Origin of the sequence: Cumulibacter soli (genome assembly GCF_004382795.1) — a bacterium.
Lineage (GTDB): Bacteria > Actinomycetota > Actinomycetes > Mycobacteriales > Antricoccaceae > Cumulibacter > Cumulibacter soli.
The window spans coordinates 295,065-310,839 of sequence record NZ_SMSG01000005.1; the positions used below are offsets into that span (position 1 = coordinate 295,065).

The following is a 15,775-nucleotide window of genomic DNA, read 5'->3' on the forward strand; positions in this document are numbered from 1 at the left end:
CAACGCGGCGCCCCCGACTGTTGCTGACAGTCAGCGGGCCAGGCGACGCGGAGCGGAGAGCTCGCGGCGGTTCGATCGAACCCACCAGGCGCCGTCCTCGCGGCGTTCCGCCCGCGTGGAGAATCGATAGTCGTACAGCACCACGCGGATCCAGCGCGGTGGGGTGTCGCCGAACGGATCAACGCGGCACATTTTCCGCAATGCGGGCTCACCGCGCAGCAACCCCACCACCAGCCGATCCAGCCAAGCGCCCCGAAAATGGGGCGACAATGCGGCGAACCAGAGCTGCCATCCGAGCCGTAGGTGGTACGGCGCGACTTGCGGCGGGCGACGTCGCACATCGCCGGGTTTCCCGTAGAACTCGTACTCCAGCCAAGGCTCACCTCGATCCGCGCAGCCCTCGATGATGATCTCTCGACGCTGCTTGCCGACCGTCCCGAACGCGCCGTATGACGACCCCAACAGCAGGGGGTTGTAGCGCGCATTCATCTTCTGATCCCGCGAAACGAGATTGCGCAGCGGTTGCCACACCAGCGCGAGCGACACGGCGGCGAACACGATCACGGTGACGAGCCACCACCCAGGTTGCGCCGCAAACTCCGGGCGAAAGCCCTCTAATCCAATCGCGGAATCAGCGACGAGACTCAGGCACAGGAAGACCGTGAGCAGGTTTACCCACGCGAAGTTTCCCGACAGCAGCAGCCAACACTGCGTCGCGGCCATCGCGAGCGCGGCGTACGAGCGGAGCGGCTGCGGCGCGAACAGCAGGAACGGCACCACGAGTTGGACGACGTGATTAGCGCCGGTCTCGACCCGATGCAGCACCTTCGGCAGATGATGGAAGTACCAGGACAGCGGCCCGGGCATCGGCTGTGTTTCGTGGTGATAGTCCAACGCAGTCACGTTGCGCCACTCGGCTCCGCCGCGGATCTTGATCAGCCCGGCGCCCAACTCCACCCGGATAAGCAGCCAGATCAATGCTGCGACCACGAACACCGATGGCTCCTGCGCAGCGGGTCCGAGAAACGCGCAGATAAATACGGCCTCACATAACAACATCTCCCACAGGAAGCCGTACCAACGCTGCCCGACGTTGACGATCGATAAGTAGATCGCCCACATCACCAACCACACGGACAAGTGACCCCACGCGGGCAGGCGCGCCGTCAGTCCAATCACCGTCACCGCGGATAGGGCCAGACCGACCCAGCACAGTACTTTAAAGAACCGGTCGCTGTAGTGCAGATCGAACAGGCTCGGGCGATCCCGAAACCGAGTACGCCGCAGGAACGGCTCGACCGGCATCAACCCGCGTGCCCCCAGCAACCCGGGGAACTGGGCGAGAGTGCTCGCCAGCGCTATCAGTAATAGCGCCGCCACGCCATGCTCGAGTACAGCGCGCCCCAACCAGGCGTCCGACACGTCGGCCCACGTCGACGCGAGCACACCCCGTGGCGAGCCAGCCATCAACTCAGCGAGCGGCGCCTCGCCGCGGCCGGTCGGCATCATGCATCGCCGTTACTCGTCATCCGGCACGATGTGTACGGCGGCTTCTTCAGCGCTGGCCGCCGCGCCGTCGATCCCGACATCATCGGCAATCGACGACGACTCCTCGTCTTCTCCGGTCCCCTGGTCCGGCGCGACGAGGCGACCGGATCGTGGACCGCCGACCTCGCCATCGTCCAGGTCGTCGTCCTGCCAGTCGCTGCCGTCAGGCTCAGGCTCTTCTTGCGCGAGACGCTGCTCGAGTGACTCGCCGCGCGATTCTTCATTCGCGGTGTTGCCGTAGCCCTGCCCGACCGACCAGCCGTCGCGGGTGGCAAACCCCTCGTCGAGGGCGTCGTCCACGCCGCGATCATCGAGGGTGTCCTCGCGTTGCAGCTGGTCCTCATCATCGACGCTGTAGTCGCCGTAATCTTCGGTGCCCATGGACGAATCTTAGGCGAGTTGCGCTCGAATCGAGAGTGGCACGATCGTGTCCGTCAGGCCAATCCATTACGGTCGAGGCAGCATACGCCCGCAGCTGTGGCGGGCACACGATCGAAAAGGACTCCTCGATGAGCAACTATTTTGACCTGTCCAGCAAGCGGGCCGTGGTGACCGGTGGTGGCACCGGAATCGGCCTCGCGATGGCCACCTCGCTCGCCGAAGCCGGCGCAAAGGTCATCATCTGGGGTCGCCGCCAGGAGAAGTTGGACGAGGCCGCCGCTGCCCGCCCGGAGCTCGGGCTGCGCACCCGCGTGGTCGACGTTGCCGACCGTGATGCCGTCGTCGCCGGCGTCGCCGCCGCGGCCGAAGAGCTTGGTGGACTCGATACCGTTGTCGCGAACGCGGGTGTCGGCGCCGGGGGCACGAAGCTTGAGGACGTCGATCAGGCGCACTTCGACAAGGTGCTGTCGGTCAACCTCGAAGGTGCGTTTTGGACGATCCAGGCCGCCAGCGACAAGATGCGCGAACTGGGCAACGGCGGCTCGATCATCACGATCGCCAGTCTCGCCGCGCTCGACGCGACCCCGCGCAACTACGCGTACGGCGCATCGAAGGCTGCCGTGGTGTCGATGACGAAGGCTTCCGCGGTCGAACTCGCGCGCTACCAGATCCGCGTGAACGCCGTCCTGCCCGGATGGATCCGCACCGACATGACCGAGGGCTCGCAGGGCAACGAAAAGTTCAACAACGCCATCATGCCGCGCACGCCCGCCCGCCGCTGGGGCAACCCGGAGGACTTCGGCGGAATCGCCGTCTACCTCGCCAGCGACGCAGCGGCCTATCAGACCGGCACGCAGACCGTGATCGACGGCGGTTACTCGATCTTCTAACTGGTGTTCGAGTTCCTGCGGCCGGTGACCACATCGAAGGGTCACCGGCCGCTGGGATAGTGTCGGTCCAGTCGATGACACCGGGATGATGACCAGATGAACGACCTCAGCCGTGTTCAACTCGCGAGCTATGTCGACCACACCCTGCTAAAGACCGATTCCACCGAAGGCGACATTGTCGCGCTCGCCGCGGAGGCGGTTGATCTGGGGACATTCGCGATCTGCGTGTCCCCATCGATGCTGCCGGTGGACGCGCCGTTGGGGGAGGTGCTGGTCGCCACCGTGTGCGGATTTCCGTCGGGCAAACACCTCAGCTCGATCAAGGCCGCCGAAGCCGCCGAGGCCGTCCGCGGCGGGGCCGACGAAATCGACATGGTGATTGATATCGGTATGTTGCGCGCCGGTGACCCACAGGCCGTGGAAACCGACATTCGTACGGTCCGCGAGGCGGTTCCGGACTCCACATTGAAAGTCATCATCGAATCCGCCGCGCTCAGCGATGCCGAGATCGTTGATGCCTGCCGCGCTGCCGAATCCGCCGGCGCAGACTTCGTGAAGACCTCGACGGGGTTTCACCCGAGCGGTGGCGCCAGCGTCGACGCCGTACGCCTCATGCGTGAGACCGTGGGCGATCGCCTTGGGGTGAAGGCCTCTGGTGGCATCCGCGCGTACGACGATGCGCTCGCGATGATTGACGCGGGCGCTACCAGGCTCGGGCTCTCCGGCACCGCGGCCGTGCTCGCCGGTTGTCGCTGCTGAACAGAACGTGGCGAGCGGCGTACCGCGGTCCGGCAGCGTGGACTGCTCTGGCCACAAGATGACACGTCAGTCATAATTGCCGCATGACAGACGAGCAGATCCGCACCGAAGACCGCGTCCGCTACACCATCACCGAGGACGGCATCGCCGACGTCCGGATGGTGCGCGAAGACAAAATGAATGCCCTCGACGACGCGATGTTCGAAGCGTTGATCACCGTTGGCCAGGAAATCGCCGCCAACAACAAGGTCCGCGCCGTCGTGATCTCCGGTGACGGCCGCGCGTTCTGCGCAGGTCTGGACTTCGGTCGCTTCGAGGCGATGAAGGGCGGCGCCATCCGCGCCGTCAGCCAGCGCGATCCGATCGGCCCGGCGAAGGCGACCGGTCAGCAGGCACCGCACGTGTGGACCGCCATGCCTGTCCCGGTCATCGCGGCCGTGCACGGATTTGCGTTCGGCGGCGGCTGCCAGATCGCCCTCGCCGCTGACATTCGCATCGTGCACCCCGATACCAAGATGTCGCTCCTGGAGACGAAGTGGGGCCTCATCCCCGATATGACCGGCACCCAGTTGCTCGCCGGTCTGGTACGCCGCGATGTCGCCAAGGAACTGATTTACACGCACAAGATCGTCGACGGTGTTGAGGCCGAGCGCATCGGGCTTGCGACGCACACCTCGCAGACGCCGTACGACGACGCGATGGCGCTCGCGAAGGAAATCGCCTCGAAGTCCCCGCACGCGATCCGGCACGCGAAGGTCCTGACCGAGATGGCCGGGCGCGCGAGCCTCGAAGAGGGATTCGATCAGGAGCAGGTTGCGATCAAGGACCTCATCGGTACGCCGAACCAGGTCGAGGCCGTTACTGCGGGAATGAGCAAGCGCGAGGCCAAGTACGCCGACTACGACGGCTAACGACTCACAGTTTGTCCGCGGGCGGGAGCCGCGCCATCACCGATGAGTGCGGCTCCCGCCCGTTTCCTTTCGCCGTACGGCTCGCCCCGCTACCCGAGCCGTTCGGCGGCCCATTCCTTCAACACAGCCGCACGAATCTTCGTACCGTTCGTCCCTGTCGTCACCGGCATCTCGTCGATGACGTACACCGCGACCGGAACCTTGTAGCGCGCCAGCGACGCGCGGCAGTACTCTACCAACTCCTCGCCGTTCACCGCGGCGCCCGGCTTGAGCGTCACGAACCCGACGGCTTCATCACCGGCGTCTCGGCGTACGCCGACTACCTTCGCGATTTCCACGGCCTCGTGAGAGGCGAGATGATTGGCGATCTCGTCCGGCTCGACCAGGAATCCCTTCAGCCGCAGCGCCTCCGCGGCCCGGCACACGTACCGGAACGCGCGGTCGTCGATCGCGCGGCCGAGGTCGCCGCTGCGTAACCACCCATCGGCGGTGTAGTTCTGCTCCATCTGATGCGGCTGTCCGAGGTAGGCGTCGACGGCCTGCGGACCTTTGAACTGGACCTCGCCCTCCGAACCGTCGGTGATTACCCGCTCGCCGTCGGCGATCCGGTAGTTCAGTGAGTCGACCGTCAACCGGCCGCCTGGTTCCCACCGCTCGGGCGCAGCGATCTCTGGGCCGGACACGGTCAACAGCGCGAAGGTTTCCGACGAACCGTACAGACCAGTCACATGCGCCCCGGCCTGCTCCTCCAGCATCTGGGCCAACGAGCGAGACGAGCCTTGGAAGTCAGCCATGCCGACCCATTTCAGGTTGGACAGGTCCTGCCCCCGACCCACCTCGACCACCCGCGTCATCATGTCGTCGCCGAACGCGAGATGAGTGATGCCATCGGCGCCGACGCGGCGGACCACTTCGGCGGGATCGAAGGACGGATGCAGCACGATCGTGCCGCCGGCGGCCAACATCCCGAACGCGCCGACAAAACCGAACGTCCCGGAGAAGGGCAACGCCGCCAACAGGCGATCGCCCGGACCGGCCATCATCGCGCGGCCAGCAGCCTGGATCATCTCCAACGTCGCCGCCTGCTTATGCGCCGCCAGCTTCGGCAAACCGGTCGACCCGGACGTTGTGACGGCCAGATACAACTGGTCTGTTGTCGGCTCAGATAACTCGTCAGGCCCGAGCGGCTGGGTGTCGGCCGAAGGGAGCCACACTCCGCCGCCCACGTCGTACGACGCGGAATCGGCGACGTCGGCGTCGCCAGGGGAGGTCAGCGGTACCACCGCCGGCGCGCGCCAGCCATCCGTGCTCGCCGCTGCGGCCGCCGCTTCACGAAGCCGATTGATGAGATCGAGCCCGACGAATCCGTCCGCGATCGCGACCACCTTCGGCCGCGCGAGCGTCAGTACGTGCGTCACCTCGTGCACGTTATAGCGGGTGTTCACGCCGATGACATGGCCGCCGAGCGACCCGACAGCCAGCTGCCACGCCAGTGCCGACGACCAGTTCGGTAGCCAGATGGCGGCGCAGTCGCCTTCACCGAAACCCTGGTCGTGCAGATCGCGGCGTAGGCGCAGCGCCAGAGACATCAGCGCGGCGCGGTCGATCGCGACGAGATCGTCACCGACGGGTTCCAGAACGGCGGTCGCGGACGGATCGTGTTCGGCCAGGTTGCTGAGGTGAGACAAAACGGTCATCCGTCCATCTCAAACCACGGCCCACCGCGCGGCAATACCGGGGGTGGGTTCTGCTCGTTTAGGGTCGGCATACAGCGGTTTGGGATTGATCGCCGCGTGTCTGGAGGCAGCCATGGCGGACACCTCGCGCGGGGTCGTCGTACCGCTCGAAAACGGTAAGCGCAGTAGTACGTCGTTCGGTCGGGCGGTAGTGAGCGCGGCGCTGGCACACGCCGACCCGATCGGGTCGGCGGCCGCGGCGCGAGAGACGGACTGGCGCCGCAAGTACCCCGAACATTTCCGCCGACTACTCGAGGCCGGGCTGAATGGCGAAGAGGCCGCCGTGGACATCGCCCGGCGCGGGCTGGCCGAGGTGCACGCTCGGATGCGATTTGCCGAGGACGGTACTGATCACGCGCTGTCGCACGCGTTCGGCGCGGAGCCGACCCACACCACGGAAGTAGTGACCGGGACGGCCGAGCCCGAGCACGAACTAACGATCCCGTTCCGCGGCGAGCGCTTAGCCGCTGAGAACCTGCGGCGGCAACTGGACGACTGGGTTGCCCGCGGGTCGATGGAGCCGAGCGCCGCGGACGCCGTGCGTGCGGTGCAGCAGAACCCGGACTGGCTGCGGCTTCCCGGACGCACGCTGGCGGTGTTGGGTGCGTCGTCCGAGATGGGACCACTGCGTTCGTTGCTGCGATGGGGCGCGAGCGTGGCCGCCGTCGACCTTCCCCGTCCCGAGCTGTGGCGCGAGACCTTCTCCTGGGCGCGGCAGTCGGCCGGCACGCTGCAGGTTCCGGTTCGCGACGGCGACCTGCCGGCGGACCAGCGCGCGGGCGCCGACTTGCTGCACGACGTGGGTGCGGTCGGCGGGTGGCTTGCTTCGCTACCGGGCCCGTTGGTTCTGGGTAATTATGTGTACGCCGACGGCGTGGTGAACCTGCGACTGTCTGCGGCCGTCGACGCGCTCACGTCCTGGCTCGCGTCGCAACGTCCGGACGATGTGGAACTGGCGTTCCTCGCGACGCCGACCGATGTGTTCGGCGTACCGCGCGAAGTTGTCGAGTTCAGCGAGCAGGCTTACCGCGCCGGAGGGATATCCAAGGTGATTCGGCCCGCGGCGCGCCTTGTCAGCGGCGGGCGGCTATTGCGCCGGAACTATGCCCCCGGTTCTGCGCCTGGGCTCAACGACAGCATGGTGCTGCAGCAGGGCCCGAACTACTTGCTCGCGAAGCGGATCCAACGGTGGCGGGCCACTGTGGCGCGCCGCGACGGACTGCCGGTGTCGATGCTCGTCGCGCCACCGACCCGCACCCGATCGGTACTGAAGAATCGGGCGCTCGCTGCCGCGTACGCCGGTGCGCATCGATTCGGCGTGGAGGCATTCGCGCCGTCCACCAGCAATACGTTGATGGCGGCGCTGCTGGTGCACGATCTGAGCACCGGCCCGCGGGCGTTGGATGTGCCGTGGCGCGAGGAGGCGGCGAAAGCTGTGCACGGCGGGCTGTGGCGCGGCCCGTACGACCCGCGCTCAGCTCTCGGCCTGGCCGTAGTCCTAGGCATCGGTCGCGCCAAGTCCTAGTTGCCCCGCGGATGACAGCCCGCCCCGCCAAGGGCAGGGACCGGGTTTCCCTCCGCGTCGGGGAGGCCGTCCAAAAACGCAGCGAAAACAATGGGGCATCGCGCTCTGCGCGATGCCTACCCGATTTCGCTGCGTGTTTGGCGCTATCGGGCGTGGTGACGGCGGTCTACGCCGCGAGTCGGTTCCGCCTCCGCCTGTGCCGGTGCTGAAAATAGTGCTCGCGGCGACGGATAAGGGTGAGCAGCGAGGTCATAACAGCCTCGCCCTGATCAAACACCTGGCGGTACGTGAGTCGAACACATAGGTAACCCAAAGTGTGGAGCGTGAGGTCGCGATGCCGGTCGGTTTCGTAGGCTAGCCGGTTGGTGTGGTGCTCCACGCTGTCGAGTTCGAGCACCAGACGTTGGCCGACGACCAGATCAACGCGTCCCAAGCCTCGAATCCGGACCTGCGGTCGTACGTTGACATTGATCCGAGCCAAGCGATAGCGAGCAACGGATTCAGTCCCCGACTCGGCGCGCTCGTCTACAAAATTCAAGAGTCTTCGGACTCGTATCGATCGACCCTCGAGCGCGTCCCGCACGTCCCCGAGCACGCACTTGCGCTGGTAGAGCATCGAATCGATGATTGCCACGAGCTCTTCGTCGCTGACGCATCCCGATGCCGCTGACAAGGCAACCATCAACGGATCGACAGCGCGGGCTGGTCGCAGGTCGCCCAAGTGTTGGCCACATTGCAGTGCGTCTGATTTGGTCGTCGACCTGCCGCCCCGATACTGGGCGTGGTCGGTCAGACGCATGTGAACTCGCGTGTGCTCTGGGGTCCAGACGCCGTGCAGTTTCAGAGCCGATATGCAACTAAGAACGCCGCCGGCTCGCACGGCCGCTGCCACATCCGCGTTGTGGTCGGGCGTTGCGTACCAGCCATGCCGGAGACGGTGCAGAGTGCCCGCGTTCGCCGCCTTGCGAATGTCGTAGCGCGACATTCCGGACTGACAGAGAAGGCCAGCACGCAAGACCCCGTAACTGTTTCTGATCGCGAAATCTAGATCCATGGACCCAATCTGGCCGGAGAACGGCGATTCGACCCAGTGCAGTTGAAATCTGTGGATTACCTGTGGACAAGGAACACGGGAGACGCGTCATGGTGCTATGTGTCGCTCGTCGGGCTAGCAGACCGAGGATTGCTGCAAAAAGCGCAGCGAAATCGGAGGGGCATCGTTCTCTAGGCGATGCATAGGCGATTTTGCTGCGTTATTGGGGAGGGGATGCGGAACCGCCCCGGCGAACTTCGACAGAGGTGCCTCACAGCCTCGGCGAGTTGCGCGCTGCCCAGATGCGGGCGGGATGTGGCGTGGCTTTAGTGAGGTGCGGGAGGGGACGTCGCGGCGTTAGCGAGGTGCGGATGGGAGGTCGGACGGGTCTTCAGCGAGTCGCAGAGGCCGTCGCGTTTCAGCAAATGGCGTGCCGACGCGCTGGTTCAGCGAGCTGAGGAGGTTTCGGCGGAGTCATCTGGTTCGGTCAGGTCCTCGCGGCCGAGGATCTTCGACAGCAACGGCGCCATTAGCAGCACGAGTAGCAGTCGTGCCAGTTGCACCGCGAAAACGTACGTCGCATCGGCGTGTGAGTCGGCGGCAATCGCGAGTACGGCGGGCAGTCCGCCTGGCGTAGTCGCGAGGTACGCGGTCAATGCGCTGACTCCGGTTGTCGCGGCCAACACCCAGCCCAACAGCGCACTGCCGAGGACGACGACGGCAATCAGCACGACGGCGGCCGGGAGCAACTTGGCAATTGACTTCAGACTTGCCCTGGTGAAGCGGAGTCCGACCTGCAATCCCAGCAGGATGAAGCAGGCCGCGACGATCGGCCCGGGCACTTCGACCGGGCCGAACCAGCCACTGATCGCCAACGCCGCTGACACGGCCATTGGGCCGAGCAAGAAGAACGTGGAGATCGGGATTGCCCAACCGATCAGCGCGCCCACCCCGACGCTGAGCACGGTGAACCCGAGACTGCTCCACAACTCGGTGTCCACGTCGGACGGTGCGGCGGTGTGTTCGCCAAAGACAAGCAGGACGACGGCGGGAAGAGTGACGAGTATCAGCAGGACGCGCACGTACTGCACGACAGCGACCACCCGGTCATCACCGCCGAGTTCACGCGCGATCGAGGTCAGGGTGCCGGCGCCGCCGGCGATCATCGACAGGACGCCGGTCAGCCGCCCGATCTTGCCGAGCCGTGCGAGCAGGAATCCGCCCGCGATGCTGAGCGCGAGCGTCGCGGCGGTAACGACGACGGCAACGAACCAGCCGGACGCCAACCGTTGCAGTGCTGGAAGTGTGACGGTTGCGCCGATCATCGTCCCGATCACGGCCTGCGACACTCGGGTAGTACGGCGACCAACTTGCGGTGGATTGTCCAGCGTGAGCGCGACGACACAGCCCGCGACCAGCCCGCCGAACAACGTGGGTGACGGGACATCGAGCAGGTTCAATCCGAACCCGACGAGGACGCCGACGACGATGGCGATCAGCCACGTCGCGAGCGTTCGTCGTCGGTCCCGGGTCACCCGGCCATGGTTCCACTACCCGATACGGCGGTCCACACGGGCGGGCAGGTGCAGGGCAGTCGCCGTGCGGTGGATCGGCCCACCCAGGAGCGCAGGTGCTGGGTGGTGTTGTTCCGGCGGGCGGGCAAGTGCTGTGCGGTGCGTGGGTCCGGGCGGGTGAGGCGGAAGCGATGGTTTACGTAGGCAGTGACCATTACCCGGTGCGTTGGTCTACGTAGGCGAGCGGGTGCGTTGGTCCGGGCGAGCGCTACGCGACGCAGCGCATGGTGGCAGAGACGGTTACTGCTGCCACGTGGGCTTGCGCTTTTCGCGGAACGCCATGATCCCTTCTTGAGCTTCCGGCGAGGCGAATAATCCTTCCGACAGCGTCACCATGGCGGCGCCCTGCTCATCGATCCGCGCGACCAGATCCCGGCTGAGCAATTCCTTCGTCTTCGCCAGGCCTTGTGGCGAGGCCATCAGCAGCCCGTCGATGGTCTCCTGCAGGACGGCGTCCAGCTGATCGGCAGGCACCGCGCGGCTGATGAGCCCGGCGGCCTCTGCGTCGCGCCCGGTGAAGGTCTCACCGGTGAGGTACCAGCGAGACGCGAGGCGCTGGTCCATCCGCGGAAGCGTCGTCAGCGAAATGATCGCCGGCGTGACCCCGAGCCGGGCTTCGGTGAATGCGAAGGTTTGCTCATCGACGGTCAACGCGATATCCGCCGCTCCGACGATTCCGAGGCCGCCCGCGCGGACAGCACCCCGGGCATGCACGATCACGGGCTTCGGCAGCGATGCGATCAACCGCAGCATCGCGACCATCTGCGCCCCGGAGTTCATCCCGGTGCCGCTCGTTGCGGCTTTCAGATCGGCGCCAGCGCAGAAGACCTTGCCCGCGTGCGTGATGACGATGACTCGAACTTCGGCGTTCGTCTCACAGGTCCGCAGGTGCGCGAGCAGTTCGTCCATCAATTGCGCCGACAGCGCATTGCGGTTCTCCTGCGAATCTAGAGTGATCGTTCCGACGCCGTTGGCGATATCAAGGTGCACGAGTTCGGGCATAACTTCTCCTGGATCGGTCGGCGACTACGTCGTACGTTAGTTCTTCGCCGCTGCCGGGGAAACCCAGTGCGCACAGGAGCCAGGGAACACGCAATGCATCGCGCCCGGACACCGCGCACCGCACCGTGGCTGCTGGCGGGAACAGCCGAGCGCGACTCGCGCTGGCGGCACTGTCCCGGCCCAGAGGGCATAACGACCCGGCTATTCAGGACATGATCGGCGGTTCGGACACAGTCCCGGTCGCGACGGCGTAACCGTTGGCCGCTTGGCGGATCCTGCCGGTGGCCGATAAGTTGATGCCAACGTCAACTTCGAGGGAGTGAGAGCGACATGGCAGACATCGAGTCGTTGATCGCCGATTTGCGCGCCGAGCAGGAGTCCGTGGACGGGGTGCTGGCGCAGATCGACGCCGCCGCCTGGCAGACGGACACTCCGGCTGAGGGATGGAAGGTGGCCGATCAGGTCGCGCACCTGACCTATTTCGACGGCGCCGTCACGCTCGCGGTCACGGACGCCGATGCGTTCTCCGAAAGCCAGTTGAACCGCAAGGCCGATGCCGACTACGTCAATACTGTTGCCAAGGACCTCGTCGCACTTCCCGCCGAAGAGTTGTGGCAGAAGTGGAAAGACGGACGCGATGCGATGTACCAGGGCTTTCGTGACGCCGATCCGACGAAGCGCTACCCGTGGTACGGACCCCCAATGAGCATCGCCTCCGCCTGTACTGCCCGGATCATGGAGACGTGGGCCCACGGACAAGACATCTGCGACGGAGTCGGCATCCAGCGGGCGCCCTCGGATCGACTCAAGCATGTGCTGTTCATCGGCTACAAGGCTCGCCCGTTTGCGTACGCAAATCGTGGCCTTGATCTGCCGGCGGGCGACGTCCGCCTCGAGTTGACCGGTCCGGACGGCGGTACCTGGACGTTCGGGGACAGCGATACGGACGTGATCCGCGGCAGCGCGCTGGACATGGCGTTGTTGGTTACGCAACGCCGTCACCGTGCGGACACCTCACTGACGGCTGAGGGCCCGCTCGCCGATGACTTCCTGGACAAGGCGCAGGCGTTCGCCGGTCCGCCCGGAGGTGGCCGCCGACCGGGTCAGTTCCCGAAGTCGTAACGCACTCGGCACAACAAAGATGGAGCCGTCGGTCAGCTGGGTACGAGCCCCGGCTGGCCGCCCATGCCAATCCCGAGGCGCCGGAACGCCGGAACGTCGGAACGTTAGAACGTCCGGTTCGACGCGCGCCTGTTCGCGAAATTGCCGCAGAATCGGACGTATGCGTTTCGAGCACGAACTGACTCTGCCCTACCCGCGCGACCAGGTTTTCGCCTGGCATGAACGGCCGGGTGCGCTTGTGCGCCTCACTCCGCCGTCGTTGGCTCGCGTCGTGCAGGAACCGACTGAGGGTATCCGGGACGGCTCGGTCGCCGTACTACGACTGGCCATACCAGGCACAGTGGGCGCCGCCGGGCTGCGATGTACGGCGCAGCACTCCGGCTACGACCCACCCGCGAAGTTCGAGGATTCGATGATCGGCGGGCCGATGAAGGCCTGGCACCACACGCATCGGTTCATCGACGCTCCCGCCAACGGCACCATGATCCGAGACGAGGTTGATTTCGAACTTCCGGCGCCAGCCATCGGGCCCGCTGCAAAGATCGGCGAGCGGGTGGCCTTGCAGCAACTGTCCCGGATGTGGGCATTCCGCGATCGTCAATTGGCGTTTGACCTCGACTTCCACTCGCGACACACGACGCCCAAGACCGTCGCGGTCACCGGAGCTACCGGAATGGTCGGCACCCAACTCGTCGCCTTCCTGCGAGGTGGCGGGCACGACGTACATCGGGTCGTCAGGACTGAAGCGCGCGGCGGCGACATTGCCTGGGATCCTGCTCGCGGCATCCTGGACGCCGAACAGTTACGGGACGTCGACGTCGTCATCCATCTCGCCGGCGCCCCGATTGGACGCCGCTTCACCGACAAACATAAGAAGGCCGTCCGCGACAGCCGGATCGATGGCACGAGGCTCATCGCCGACACGCTCGCCACATTGGCGGACGACGGCCGCCGTCGCGCGCTGATCAGCGCATCTGCCTCTGGCTACTACGGCGCAAATCCCGGCGATGAAGTGCTCGCCGAGGACCGCGCGCCCGGAGACGGATTCCTCGCGGATCTCTGTCGTGACTGGGAAGCAGCCTGCCAACCAGCCCGGGACGCCGGCGTACGGGTGGTGAACGTGCGCACCGGGATCGTGCAATCGGCGGCTGGCGGACAATTAGGGATTCAGGCGCCGCTGTTCCGCCTTGGTGCCGGTGGCCCGCTCGGCAGTGGGGACCAGTGGATGCCGTGGATCGCGCTCGAGGATGTCGTCGGCATCTACGCGCACGCTGCCATGCACGAGGATCTCGAAGGCCCGATCAACGCGGTAGCACCTGGAATTGTCCGCAACGCCGAGTACGCCGACGCACTCGCGCACGTACTGCATCGGCCGGCGTTCCTGAAGGTGCCGAGGATCGGCCCGGCGATGCTGTTCGGAGCTGACGGCGCAGACGAGTTCGTGATGGCCGGGCAGCGGATGTCCGCGGAAAAGATCGAGACCGCGGGCTACCGCTTCGGCTACCCAGAACTCATCGACGCACTCGGCCACACCCTCGCTCGATGACTGGAATGCGATAACCGGACCCCGAACGCGATCACCGGAATGCGATTACCGGAACGCGATCGCCGGTATGCCGCGGGATACGCCTCGCAAAGGTCAGGCTCGAGAGACACCTGGGTGGACGCGCCGTCATCGTCGGGGCTGCCGCGCTCGGGCGCGAACCCGTATCCCGCTGCGTCGGCAAGCGGCCAGCTACAGCCGCTACGCGCTCGTGGTGTCTCGATTCAGCGTCGGTGACCTGTATCGAATCCGCCGGTGCGCGGTTTTGTCGGCTCCGTGCCCAGCGAGACCGCGCTGTGCCCTGTGTATTGTCGGTGCGCGCCGATGGACGATCAGCCGGCGCTGATGTTTGAGGGTAGGAGTTTCTGTGTCGATCTATGACTTGTCGAACCGGCACCCGGATGACCTGATGCGGCGGTTGCGAGCCACGACTGCAGAAATCGGCGGAGACGACGCGGTCGCCGAGATTGATGCGCTGGAAAAGCGCCTCCAGCGATACTCGCATCTTCCCGGCGTGCTCAAAGGTCTGGCGAAACTCGACTTCAGCGCTGCGTTGTGCGATGCAGCGGCGTACGTCGTCCGCGGTTCGACGATGCAGAAGTTGGTTGATGACACCTTGTTCGGGGCATGGGCGGTATTCGTGCTCGCGGCTCGCAGCGATGCGAGCGTTATTGACGAGATCGAAGCGGGCGTCAGCGGTGATTACGTCGCCGCTCGGGTCCGCGAGTTGCGCAACGGTACGAAGAAGGCCGTTGATCGCCGCGCAGCTGAACCCCAGGTTACGGCTGAGGCTGCGCCCGCGGCATCCGGCAACGAGCTCGCCGGACCGGCGTCGGTGGGCAAGGTCAAGGCCTGGCTGCGCGACCACCCCGACGCCGACCCGCGCATCCTCGCGCCGAAGCCGAAGCAAAAGGCCGCGATGGTGGCCGCCGCCATCCGGGCCTTAGCGCAGCTGGGGACGCCGGCCGCGTTCGAGGTGATCAAGCAGTATGCGACCGATAAGCCCACGGACCCGATGCTTGAGGAGCTCAAGCGCGCCTGGCACGGGTTCGACGAGCGCGAGTTCGCGGCCGCGATGTTCCGCCCGAGTGAGGCGCTCGGACATCTCGACCTGGGCATCGTGACCAAGCTGGATGGCATCGATGCTGTCGACGGACTCCGGTCGCTGCGGGTCGTCATCGATGACAACAAGTCCGGTCAGACCGATCTCACGCCGCTGCGCGACTGCTCGACTCTGACCTCGCTGGACGTGCAGTTCAACGAACCGGTGGGTCCGGCGAATGTCGACTGGCTGCGTCCGTTGTCAGGTCTACGGTCATTGCGCCTGGCCGGGCCGATGGACGGCGTTGACCTCACTGTGCTGCGGGAGATCAACGTGCAGTCCCTGTCGATCAGCCTCGTGGGTTGTGACGGATCGATCCTGCTGGAGGTCCCTCAATTGAAGGAATTGACCCTCGTGGGCGCCAGTGCGCGGCACGACCCGGGACCTGCAGTCGCTGCGCACCCGGGTCTCACACAGGTCGTGCTCGACCTCGTCGAGCGCGGCGTAGCGGTCTCGGTCTACAGCTTCGATAGTTGGTCGAGCGAGGTCCTAGCGGAAGCGGAGACCGCCGGAATGCACCTCACCGGCCGCAGCGGACTTACCACGATTGACGCGGCTAGGCAGTCCAGACGGAGCGAGAGGGCTGGGCCCGTCGGGTAGGCCGACGGGCCGCTGGGGCCGATCGGGTAGGTGCGTCGGAGATAGACTG

The 15,775-nt window shown here is 65.8% G+C and carries 14 protein-coding genes; 8 read left to right on the forward strand and 6 right to left on the reverse strand.

Going from position 1 to position 15,775, the window contains the following annotated elements:
* Positions 1–30: 30 nt before the first annotated feature.
* Together E1H16_RS12805 and E1H16_RS12810 are read right to left on the reverse strand one after the other, a co-directional pair.
* A complete protein-coding gene (locus tag E1H16_RS12805; RefSeq protein ID WP_243837847.1) occupies positions 31–1,509 on the reverse strand; it encodes a lipase maturation factor family protein in 1,479 nt (492 codons plus the stop codon).
* A 9-nt stretch (positions 1,510–1,518) separates the two neighbouring features.
* Positions 1,519–1,929: a DUF5709 domain-containing protein gene (locus E1H16_RS12810; protein ID WP_134324261.1), complete on the reverse strand. Its 411-nt coding sequence runs from the start codon at positions 1,927–1,929 to the stop codon at positions 1,519–1,521.
* Between the two features lie 128 nt (positions 1,930–2,057).
* On the opposite strand from E1H16_RS12810, the gene E1H16_RS12815 reads away from it, so the two are divergent.
* The 3 genes from E1H16_RS12815 (at position 2,058) to E1H16_RS12825 (ending at position 4,489) form a co-directional block, all read left to right on the forward strand.
* Entirely contained in the window at positions 2,058–2,819 is a 762-nt protein-coding gene (locus E1H16_RS12815) for an SDR family NAD(P)-dependent oxidoreductase (protein ID WP_134324262.1), read from the forward strand.
* 96 nt (positions 2,820–2,915) lie between these two features.
* On the forward strand, positions 2,916–3,578 hold the full coding sequence (deoC, locus tag E1H16_RS12820; RefSeq protein ID WP_134324263.1) for a deoxyribose-phosphate aldolase: 663 nt from the start codon (positions 2,916–2,918) through the stop codon (positions 3,576–3,578).
* An 83-nt stretch (positions 3,579–3,661) separates the two neighbouring features.
* Positions 3,662–4,489, forward strand: coding sequence for a crotonase/enoyl-CoA hydratase family protein (locus tag E1H16_RS12825; protein WP_134324264.1), 828 nt, complete (start codon positions 3,662–3,664; stop codon positions 4,487–4,489).
* A gap of 89 nt (positions 4,490–4,578) precedes the next feature.
* Here E1H16_RS12825 and E1H16_RS12830 read toward each other — a convergent pair whose 3' ends face one another.
* Complete coding sequence (locus E1H16_RS12830) at positions 4,579–6,186, reverse strand: AMP-binding protein (protein ID WP_134324265.1); 1,608 nt, start codon at positions 6,184–6,186, stop codon at positions 4,579–4,581.
* A 112-nt stretch (positions 6,187–6,298) separates the two neighbouring features.
* Between E1H16_RS12830 and E1H16_RS12835 the strand changes: the two genes are divergently transcribed.
* A complete protein-coding gene (locus tag E1H16_RS12835; protein ID WP_134324266.1) occupies positions 6,299–7,750 on the forward strand; it encodes a hypothetical protein in 1,452 nt (483 codons plus the stop codon).
* A 166-nt stretch (positions 7,751–7,916) separates the two neighbouring features.
* Here E1H16_RS12835 and E1H16_RS19050 read toward each other — a convergent pair whose 3' ends face one another.
* A complete protein-coding gene (locus E1H16_RS19050) occupies positions 7,917–8,147 on the reverse strand; it encodes a DUF559 domain-containing protein (RefSeq protein ID WP_424948527.1) in 231 nt (76 codons plus the stop codon).
* Between E1H16_RS19050 and E1H16_RS18805 the strand changes: the two genes are divergently transcribed.
* Positions 8,118–8,420 (forward strand): hypothetical protein, encoded by a 303-nt coding sequence (locus E1H16_RS18805; protein ID WP_243837848.1) that lies wholly within the window; start codon positions 8,118–8,120, stop codon positions 8,418–8,420. The genes E1H16_RS19050 and E1H16_RS18805 overlap by 30 nt on opposite strands.
* An 809-nt stretch (positions 8,421–9,229) precedes the next feature.
* Here E1H16_RS18805 and E1H16_RS12845 read toward each other — a convergent pair.
* Positions 9,230–10,318 carry an AbrB family transcriptional regulator gene (locus E1H16_RS12845; RefSeq protein WP_134324268.1) on the reverse strand — a complete coding sequence of 363 codons (1,089 nt, stop codon included), beginning with the start codon at positions 10,316–10,318 and terminating at the stop codon, positions 9,230–9,232.
* A 279-nt stretch (positions 10,319–10,597) separates the two neighbouring features.
* Positions 10,598–11,359: an enoyl-CoA hydratase family protein gene (locus tag E1H16_RS12850; protein ID WP_134324269.1), complete on the reverse strand. Its 762-nt coding sequence runs from the start codon at positions 11,357–11,359 to the stop codon at positions 10,598–10,600.
* A 330-nt stretch (positions 11,360–11,689) separates the two neighbouring features.
* On the opposite strand from E1H16_RS12850, the gene E1H16_RS12855 reads away from it, so the two are divergent.
* The 3 genes from E1H16_RS12855 (at position 11,690) to E1H16_RS12865 (ending at position 15,726) form a co-directional block, all read left to right on the forward strand.
* On the forward strand, positions 11,690–12,481 hold the full coding sequence (locus tag E1H16_RS12855) for a TIGR03084 family metal-binding protein (protein WP_134324270.1): 792 nt from the start codon (positions 11,690–11,692) through the stop codon (positions 12,479–12,481).
* Between the two features lie 160 nt (positions 12,482–12,641).
* Positions 12,642–14,027: a TIGR01777 family oxidoreductase gene (locus tag E1H16_RS12860; RefSeq protein ID WP_134324271.1), complete on the forward strand. Its 1,386-nt coding sequence runs from the start codon at positions 12,642–12,644 to the stop codon at positions 14,025–14,027.
* 364 nt (positions 14,028–14,391) lie between these two features.
* Positions 14,392–15,726 carry a hypothetical protein gene (locus E1H16_RS12865; RefSeq protein WP_134324272.1) on the forward strand — a complete coding sequence of 445 codons (1,335 nt, stop codon included), beginning with the start codon at positions 14,392–14,394 and terminating at the stop codon, positions 15,724–15,726.
* Positions 15,727–15,775: the final 49 nt, after the last annotated feature.